Source organism: Rahnella perminowiae (genome assembly GCF_019049755.1).
GTDB classification, from domain to species: domain Bacteria; phylum Pseudomonadota; class Gammaproteobacteria; order Enterobacterales; family Enterobacteriaceae; genus Rahnella; species Rahnella perminowiae.
Genome location: NZ_JAFMOS010000445.1, coordinates 1 through 9,542, shown reverse-complemented (window position 1 = coordinate 9,542; position 9,542 = coordinate 1). Strand labels below are relative to the sequence as shown.

Here is a 9,542-nt window from a genome sequence, read left to right as displayed (position 1 = left end):
TAATAATACTCTTGTGAGCAATAAATTTGACTATAATTTGATCAAAACTCTGGTCCTGGTTTATGAAACCAAAAGCATGAGTAAATCGGCGAAAGCACTGGGGCTTTCTTCCCCAACGCTGACCTATGCATTAAACAAATTGCGTGATTACTATAACGATCCGTTATTCATCAAATCCTCCAGAGGGCTTAAAGCGACGCCCGTTGCCAATCAGCTATATCCGAATTTCAAGAAAATTGACGAAGACATTGCGAGCTCCGTGATGATAAGCGGCAAAAATCATCCTGAGGTTGCTGATGTTATCATCAGAACTAATACTATGGTTGAATATTTCCTGATGGATAAACTGCTAAAAAATAATAAATTGCGGGAAGGTATTAATTTCACGTTTAATAACCGGATCATGCTTGAAGAACAACGACTCACCGCACTGGTCTCACGGGAGGTGGATATTGATATTGGCTCGGCCATAAAGCATAACCACTCGTTTATTTCTACCCGTATCGCACAATCAAAAATTATTGGCTTATGCCGTCAGGGACATCCGCGGATTAAAGAAAATTTAAGCCTGGAACAGTGGATGAAAGAAGAGCATGCCGTACTCAGTTCTGCTGAAACACACGCCTATCTGCCAGAGAAATTATATGCAAATTTCCATCGGCGAAATATCCGTTACCGCTCAAACTCATTGCTTAATATGCTGCATTGCATAGAGAAAAGCGACTTTGTTATGTTCTTCCCGGAGTTCCTGCTGAAACATATTCCGCACTATTTTAATTTGCAAACGGTTGCTATACCCTGGATGGAAAAAGATACGCTGGATGTTTATGCCTATATTCATAGCAAGGCAAAAAATGACGAACGACTGCTGCATATAATTGATTTACTGAAAATGTAGAAGTGAGAAAACTCACCCTTGCGCGCAAAAACGGAAGGGATTCTTTGTTATTTCACCGCCTCTTCCGTCACCGGCAACGGCCTTTGAAATCGTCCGCCATTGCCATTTTCAGTAACAAATCATGGCCGACATAATTGCTCCAGTTGAAGGAATTTTGTAGAACCACTACCGCATTTTTATGCTTTTTATCGAAGCCAATATAACTGGAATACCCACCGATATAGCCGACCTGATAAGTAATAATCTGTCCATCTTTATAATCTGTGACCCAGGCGATGTTAGCGGCTTCCATTTCTCTCTGGAAATAAATCTTTTCCGTGGTCTGAATAGCGGCACTGAGAGCCGCAGATTGTGAATCATCAATATGCGCCCGCAAATATTTCAGCAAATCATCAGCATTACTGTAAAGGCTGGCCGCCGCCACCATATTGTTCGAGAAATGCCAGTCAGGCACCACGTCGCCACGGCGGATAAGTTTAGGCTGATCCCCTGCATGACCAATCGCGCGGTACGGATAGGTTTTTAACTGGCTGGCATAAAAACTGGTGTTACCCATTTTTAAGGAATCAAAAATAAAGGTATAAGATAATTGCTGAATATCTTCACCGGTTTTTAATTTCAAAATATAACCGAGCAGTGCATAGCCTAAATTAGAATATTGTGGCTGACGTAATAACGGCCTTTTAAAAGACGACAGGTCATCGACCACGGCATCGCTGTCCAGCTCATGATAGAAATTGTCGCCGGTATATAAATACTTAAGGAAACTTTCCAGCATATCTTTGGTCATGTTCTGACGGGGCAAACCCGAAGTGTGCGTCGCCAGTTGCAGCAGGGTGATTTTTTTGGCGTCCTCGCTCAGCGGGGTATTTTTTGGCAGGAGATCCACCAGTTTGTCATCCCACTTAAGCTGTCCTTTATCGACCAGCCCCGCCACCACTTCTCCCGTCACACCTTTACTGACCGAACCGAGTGCAAACAGGGTTTCGCCATCAATCCTGTAACCGTTCACCGCGTTGGTATAACCATAGCCCCAGGTTCTGGCCGCGCCGTTATTTCTGATGATCCCGATCGCCATGCCGCTGGATTTTTCTTTGTGCAGGTACCGCCGGGCTACGGTATCCACCATATCGTCAAGATTTTGGCTACAGGCCAGCTGCTTCACTTCATGCGGATTTTCATCAACCTGCATATCGGAAAGTGTGCCGCACGCTGTCAGAAGCAGTGGAAGCATGATAATTAAGCCCGAAAATCGTCCCGTGATTCTTTTCATTTTATTGATTTATAAAGATAAATAGCACGGTGGCAATTATGCATAAACATCAGGTGACCTTGTGACAGAGAAAGAGACATGCCGGATGGGCGTGGGCAGGTCGCAGACTGTGTTATTTCCTCGCGCTTTTCAATGAGAAATTGCCGTGTTCCTGATGTTCTTTTTAACAACCTTCCTGATCCGTCGGAAATGATTCAAAAACCGATCCAATGAGAATGAAAAATCTCTTTAGATGCATAAAAAATCATTCGCAACATTATTTATGAACATTTTATTAACGTAAATTATTGAATTAGATCGGTTTAATTAACGTTAACGCAATTTTTGCCGATAACCGTGATTCACATCCTGTCTTTTTCCTGAAGGCGGGACTTTTAAAATCAGGGGAAAATATGAACATCACAAAACGTCTTTTACTGACGTTCTCGCTGCTTTCTGCGGCCCTTATCTCAATGGGCGTCGTCGCAATCATGTTGATTTCGGGTTTCCAGGACCGGTTTGAATATGTTCAGGTCAATACGATCCCTTCAATTAAGGATCTCAATAATCTTATTGATCAAAGCAATAAGCTTTCTCTCACCCTCTATAAACATCAGAGCCAGACCGATAACGGTAAAATGCCTGAAGTAGAAACCCGCATTCAGCAGCAGATTGCCGGGCTAAAAACGCTGACGGATTATTATCTGCAGCACAACATCTCAGATGCTGAAGATGAAAGGCTGACACACGTGGCTTTTGACAATATTCGTAAAGTGGAAGAGAAACTTCCCGCCTTTCTGACCTCTTCACGAGCGCATCAGGACGATGTCACTCTGGCAATGATTGAGGGCGACGACAGTATCGGCGGGGCTATCCGTCAGCTCATCGCCGATTATCGCAAACAGCTTACCTTAAATATCAACATCGGTGAGGGGCTGCGGGCCATCAACCACAGCATTTTCAACACCACATTGTGGGGAATGGGCGGCAGCGTGACGATCATTATTCTGCTGTTGGGATCCTTCGCACTGGCCACCATCCGTCGGGTACGAAAAAGCCTGCTGGACATCGGCGGGATTATGGCCGTCGCCAGCGAGCGGCTGGATCTGACCGTAAGCGCCGATGACAGCCGTCATGATGAAGTGGGCAATATGGCCCGCGCGTTCAATAGTCTGATGCAACGCGTATCCGGAGCGCTGCTGTCTGTGAGCGCGGCTTCCCAGTCCGTCAGCAGCGCCTCGGCACAAATCGCGGCCGGTAACGAAGATCTCTCCTCGCGCACCGAGCAGCAAGCAGCTTCTCTGGAACAAACGGCCGCCAGCATGACCGAGCTGAGCGAGACGGTTCGCCAGACGGCTGACAACACGCGTCAGGCCAGCCAGCTGGCGGGTAACATGAATGCACTGTCGGAGAAAAGTGCATCATCACTTGAGACGATGCTGGGTACGATGGGTGATATCCGCAGCAGTTCACGCAAAGTCACTGAGATCATCACGCTTATCGAGGGCATCGCCTTCCAGACCAATATTCTGGCGTTAAATGCCGCCGTGGAAGCGGCACGTGCCGGTGAGCACGGTAAAGGCTTTGCTGTTGTTGCAGGAGAGGTCAGAAATCTTTCTCAACGTTCGACCACCGCCGCGCGTGAGATAAAAGAACTGATCGACCTTTCCTACAGCCTGATCGAAGCCGGTGCCCATCAGGCGGGCGATGTCGGCGAGAACATGAACTCCATGGGTAATGCCATCCGTCAGGTGACTGATTTGGTCAACGAGATTGCCGCTGCGGCAACAGAGCAGAGTCAGGGGATTTCTCAGGTACATCAGGCGGTCAATCAGATGGATGACGTGACTCAGCAGAACGCCGCGCTGGTAGAGGAAGCCTCTTCAGCCTCGCGCTCGTTGCAGGATCAGGCTGACGGCCTGGCGAGACTGGTCGGCGAATTCCGTCTCAGCGACGCCACGGCTCAGCATCAGTCCCGGGCAAAACCGGCGCGGGCACTAGCCGCCCTTCCACGCACGGAAAAGCCGGGTGCGCACTCCACAAATGAGTCCGACTGGCAAAGCTTCTGATCAGGCTTTTGCCGTCGTCTCGTTACCGGGAGAACGTCATTATGGAAAATCTTCAGGAGCATGCCGGCCATCTGGAAAAACACAGGGCGCTGATCGAGAGCTTCGAACAGATGGTGGTGCTGGTGAATCAGCTTGCTACGGGAGAATACCGTTCACTGGATTTGTACATTAATAACTGCCGACATTTCCGCGATCGCAGTCTGGAAGTTCAGGCGGTGCTGGCAGATAAGCGTTTTGAAACCTACCTGATGCGCAATGATATTACGCTGTATTACAGCATTCACAGCGTAAATATGGCCTTCGGCATGATGACCAATATGCTGGAAAATTTGAAAGGTTTTTTGTCCTGAGAAGGTGTTACCGGGGGACTCCAAAACGCCAGTCAGGCTGCCGTTCACGACAGGAGACTATGAGTTCAAAGTGACCGTATCCTAAAAGTACGTTTTAGCTGACCCCGCTACCTCAGAAAGGGTGGCGGGGTTTCTTGTGGTTCGTATCATTGGGTTTTACGCGTAGACTGCCCAACCTCACAAACCCGCTGTGATTATCCCGTAATAAAAACAATACCGCCCACAGGTGGCATTAAAACATCTGGACAGATAAACGCGGCAAGCCGCTAGCCTGCTTATGCAACCCAGCGGCCTTGCTCACCGGCGTGAACCGCTCGCTAAACACGACATAGGATCTGTCGGTCAGTGGCGACCACTACCCTATGTCGTGTTTTTCTGCTTTTGAGGGGGGAGATTTTCCTGTTTGACATCAAAATTAGATTTTTTGTCGAGGTGCTCTGGATCACGAACTTTAATGTCTCAAATGCAGGTGAGATCACCAACTATTTATTCAGATCACCATTTTTATTATTGCAAAACACCACCAGATCCTGCGCACAGGCCCACGCCGAACTCCACGCCCACTGGAAGTTATATCCACCCAGCCAGCCGGTGACATCCACTACTTCACCGATAAAATACAAGCCCGGCACCTTAGCGGCGGCCATAGTTTTGGACGACAACTCTTTGGTATCGACGCCGCCAAGCGTCACCTCTGCCGTGCGGTAACCTTCGGTGCCGTTGGGCTGAACCTGCCAGTTTTGCAGTTGTTCAACCAGTTCCACCTGCTGCGGCACATTCAGCTGTTTCAGCGTGACGTCCGGCAACTGACCCAGCGTTTGCAGGCACTCCACCAAACGTTTCGGCAGTTGCATCGCCAGCGTATTTTTCAGGCTCTGGTTCGGGTGTTCCTGACGCTGCGTATTCAGAAACGCCGCCAGATCCACATCAGGAAGTAAGTTAACGCTCACAAACTCACCCGGCTGCCAGTAGCTCGAAAGCTGTAAAACTGCCGGACCGGACATGCCACGATGGGTGAAAAGAATGCTTTCACGGAAAACCGTGCCGTCTTGCGCAGTCAGAACCGCAGGCACTGACACGCCGGAAAGCGTCTGCAAATGATCGAGCAGCGGTTTGTGCAGGGTAAACGGCACCAGACCGGCGCGGGTCGGCAGCACTTTCAGGCCAAACTGTTCCGCCAGACGGTAACCGAAGGGTGTCGCGCCCAGCCCCGGCATGGAAAGCCCGCCGCTGGCAATAACAAGTGAGTGAGTGCTTACAGTTGAGCCATTCACCTTGATGACAAAGCCATTTTCGGTTTTCTGCACATCGGAAATCTCGCTGCGCAGGCGTACATCGACGTTGCCCTGCTCGCATTCTTTATCGAGCATGCTGACGATTTGCTGTGCCGAGTCGTCGCAGAACAACTGCCCGAGGGTTTTCTCGTGCCAGGCGATGCCGTAACGGTTGACCATATCGATGAAATCCCACTGGGTATAACGCGCCAGCGCGGATTTACAAAAATGCGGATTTTCGGAAAGATAGGCAGCGGGTTCAGCATAAAGGTTGGTGAAATTGCAGCGTCCGCCGCCTGACATCAAAATTTTGCGTCCGGTTTTTTTGCCGTTATCCAGCAGCAGAACCCGGCAGCCACCTTGTCCGGCCTGCGCCGCGCAGAACATGCCTGCCGCACCTGCACCAATGACTACCACATCAACCTGTTCCACTTTCGGCCTCTCTTTTACGGAAATTCAACTACGTTTTACATAAGGTTCGCCCTGTTTACCGGGGCGTTGAGCCGCGGATTGTAAGGGACAGGCGCCTGTTAAACCAGCCAACAGACCGTTTCCTGAACGTCGTAAGTAAATGTTTCAATCACCAAAGGAGGAATAACTTTTTGATAAATAAAAACTTAACCAAATCCAGGGTAGATATTGGACTGTTTTTAGTCAAAAAAATGTCATATTTTCCTTTTCCCCTCCCCCTGTTCTCGCAGATAATGCGCGGCGTTCATGACCACTAACTGGCGTAACAATTATGCTGCATCTATTTGCCGGATTGGATATTCATACCGGTTCGTTATTGATTCTCGCGTTACTGTTTGTTCTGTTCTATGAAGCCATTAACGGCTTCCATGATACGGCCAACGCAGTGGCAACCGTCATCTATACCCGGGCAATGCGTTCGCAATTAGCGGTCGTGATGGCAGGGGTATTTAACTTCTTTGGCGTCCTGCTCGGTGGTTTGAGTGTGGCTTATGCCATCGTTCATTTACTGCCAACTGATTTGCTGCTCAACGTGGGTTCTGCTCATGGCCTTGCCATGGTGTTTTCTATGTTACTGGCGGCGATCATCTGGAACCTTGGCACCTGGTATTTCGGCCTGCCGGCGTCCAGTTCTCATACCCTGATCGGCGCCATCATTGGCGTAGGGCTGACCAATGCATTAATGACTCACACCTCTGTGGTCGATGCGTTAAACATCCCCAAAATGATCGGTATTTTTGCCTCACTGATCGTCTCCCCGCTGGTCGGGATGATTATGGCAGGTACCATGATTTTCCTGCTGCGCCGTTACTGGAGTGGCAACAAGAAACATGCACGTATCCACCTGACCCCTGCTGAACGGGAAAAGAAAGATGGCAAGAAAAAGCCGCCATTCTGGACACGTATCGGCCTGATCCTGTCGGCTATCGGCGTGAGTTTCTCTCATGGCGCTAATGATGGTCAGAAAGGTATTGGCCTGATCATGCTGGTTCTGATTGGTGTGGCTCCGGCGGGTTTTGTGCTGAACATGAGTGCAACCGGTTACGACATTACCCGTACCCGCGACGCCGTGACCCACCTCGGACAGTATTATCAGCAACATGCTGATGCCGTACCGCATGTGGTAGCACTGACACCGATAGTGCCTGCACCTGATGTTAATATCGCACCGACTGACGAGCCCAAAGTGTTCCACTGCGACAGCAGCCACGCACTTGACGCCATTGGTCGTGCGCAAAGCCTGCTGACTAATCTGCAATCTTATAGCGACCTGTCACCGGACGAACGCAGCCATATGCGTCGCCTGCTGATGTGTGTTTCTGATACTGCGGATAAAGTGGCGAAGCTGCCGGAAACTTCCGCCGCAGATAAACGCTTCCTCGGCGAGCTGAAAACCGACATTCTGCAAACCGTCGAATATGCACCTATCTGGATCATTATCGCGGTAGCGCTGGCGCTGGCACTGGGTACCATGATTGGCTGGAAACGTGTTGCGACCACCATCGGTGAGAAGATTGGTAAGAAAGGCATGACTTACGCACAGGGGCTGTCAGCACAGCTTACTGCGGCAGTGTCCATCGGCGTAGCCAGCTACACCGGCATGCCAGTTTCCACCACGCATGTGTTGTCGTCTGCCGTCGCGGGCACCATGATTGTCGATGGCGGCGGTGTGCAGTCGAAAACCGTGAAAAACATCGCGATGGCGTGGATATTAACCCTGCCGGTGTCGATTGTGCTTTCCGGTGTCCTGTACTGGATTGCCCTGAAGCTGATCTGATGCTTGTCTGACAGGCAGTAAAAAGGCGACCTTGCTCAGCAGGTCGCCTTTTTTGTTTCCTTTTTCACACATCCTCCCTAATTCATAACCAAAGTAATTGGAGTTGCAGCAAGGCAGCAAACGAGAGAATCCCGATGAGCTGACACAGGTCAGTGATTCGGGTGAACGAGAGCCGCTAACGCCGCTGCAGCTTCAAGTACGAAGGGTATGCTAATACCAGATAAGCATGGCTAACATACTGATTAATATTAAACCGACCAGTGCCGTAGTCAGGATAAACTGACCGCGAACCCGCTCACAACGGCGAATAAACTCAGGATCGTGATGTTCAACGTAGCGCTGAGCATAAATATAGCGTACCAACCTTATTTGCTTGCCAGGCTGACCGTGAGCCGTAAAAAACCCTCCGCCATCGACGTACTGATACAACAGCGGATCGCACCCCCGCAGAACCACCAGCAATGCGCGCAAAGAAGAGTAATAGCGCAGCATATTCACTACACATACAAAACATAAAGCCCAAAACAGCGCAACGGGACTGATCATGATTCCCCCTCAAGGCGAACTGACACCGCGCAATGCGCCCGTCATGCTGGCACACACCCGGCGTTTCGCCCTGCCTTTCCGCAATTTCACACCCCCGGGCTACCTTCGCCCGCCCTCTTTTCGTACCACAGAAGATTGCCAAAGCAGGAGACGCCTGCATTATTGAGTGTAGGAAACGAATCCGAAACTGTTCATATTATTTATATCTATGGATTCTCAGATAAGGAAATGGGATCTGTATGCTTGATTTATTTAACCATTTTGGCGCTATACTGACGTCATGACATCCGCATGATGCTGATATTGCTATTAACCGACTTATGGAAGGAGTTTTCTTATGGCTTACAAACACATACTTATTGCTGTGGACCTGTCGCCGGAGAGCAAAGTTCTGGTCGAGAAAGCCGTTTCCATGGCGCGCCCGTATAACGCCAAAGTGTCCCTGATCCACGTTGATGTGAACTATTCAGACCTGTATACGGGTCTTATCGACGTTAACCTGGGCGACATGCAGAAACGTATTTCCGAAGAAACCCATCACGCGTTGAACGAACTGTCGCAAAATGCCGGCTATCCGATTTCGGAGACCCTCAGCGGCAGCGGTGATCTGGCGCAGGTGCTGGTAGATGCCATCAACAAATATGGCGTGGACTTAGTGCTGTGCGGCCATCATCAGGATTTCTGGAGCAAGCTGATGTCCTCAGCACGCCAGTTGATTAACACCGTTCATATCGACATGCTGATCGTGCCATTGCGCGATGAGGAAGAAGAAGCGTAAGAGGCGTTGCTGTTAATATTGTAAACAAGCCCGCTGGTTTTCACCTGCGGGCTTTTTTTGTCTTTTTGCCTGGAGAATACGGGTCGATTCCTGAACAAAGGATTAATCTGTATATACAGAATAGGTG

At 49.6% G+C, this 9,542-nt stretch carries 8 protein-coding genes; 5 read left to right on the top strand and 3 right to left on the bottom strand.

Annotated features, from left to right (window positions below):
* Nucleotides 1-898: LysR family transcriptional regulator (locus J1785_RS07435; protein WP_217219147.1), on the top strand; the 898-nt coding region annotated here is incomplete at its 5' end.
* 67 nt (nt 899-965) lie between these two features.
* Here J1785_RS07435 and J1785_RS07430 read toward each other — a convergent pair.
* The gene (locus J1785_RS07430; protein WP_238483125.1) at nt 966-2,132 is read right to left on the bottom strand and encodes a serine hydrolase domain-containing protein; all 1,167 of its coding nucleotides are present in this window, start codon (nt 2,130-2,132) and stop codon (nt 966-968) included.
* Between the two features lie 431 nt (nt 2,133-2,563).
* On the opposite strand from J1785_RS07430, the gene J1785_RS07425 reads away from it, so the two are divergent.
* The gene (locus J1785_RS07425) at nt 2,564-4,219 is read left to right on the top strand and encodes a methyl-accepting chemotaxis protein (protein WP_217219145.1); all 1,656 of its coding nucleotides are present in this window, start codon (nt 2,564-2,566) and stop codon (nt 4,217-4,219) included.
* A 41-nt stretch (nt 4,220-4,260) separates the two neighbouring features.
* A complete protein-coding gene (locus tag J1785_RS07420) occupies nt 4,261-4,569 on the top strand; it encodes a hypothetical protein (protein ID WP_217219144.1) in 309 nt (102 codons plus the stop codon).
* Between the two features lie 482 nt (nt 4,570-5,051).
* On the opposite strand, the gene J1785_RS07415 is transcribed toward J1785_RS07420, so the two are convergent.
* Entirely contained in the window at nt 5,052-6,275 is a 1,224-nt protein-coding gene (locus J1785_RS07415; RefSeq protein ID WP_217219143.1) for a BaiN/RdsA family NAD(P)/FAD-dependent oxidoreductase, read from the bottom strand.
* Nucleotides 6,276-6,585: 310 nt separating this feature from the next.
* Here J1785_RS07415 and pitA point away from each other — a divergent pair, with 310 nt between their 5' ends.
* The gene (gene pitA / locus J1785_RS07410) at nt 6,586-8,091 is read left to right on the top strand and encodes an inorganic phosphate transporter PitA (protein WP_129953862.1); all 1,506 of its coding nucleotides are present in this window, start codon (nt 6,586-6,588) and stop codon (nt 8,089-8,091) included.
* A 210-nt stretch (nt 8,092-8,301) separates the two neighbouring features.
* Here pitA and uspB read toward each other — a convergent pair whose 3' ends face one another.
* Nucleotides 8,302-8,637, bottom strand: coding sequence for a universal stress protein UspB (gene uspB / locus J1785_RS07405; RefSeq protein WP_129953863.1), 336 nt, complete (start codon nt 8,635-8,637; stop codon nt 8,302-8,304).
* 337 nt (nt 8,638-8,974) lie between these two features.
* Here uspB and uspA point away from each other — a divergent pair, with 337 nt between their 5' ends.
* On the top strand, nt 8,975-9,415 hold the full coding sequence (gene uspA, locus J1785_RS07400) for a universal stress protein UspA (RefSeq protein ID WP_014333460.1): 441 nt from the start codon (nt 8,975-8,977) through the stop codon (nt 9,413-9,415).
* Nucleotides 9,416-9,542: the final 127 nt, after the last annotated feature.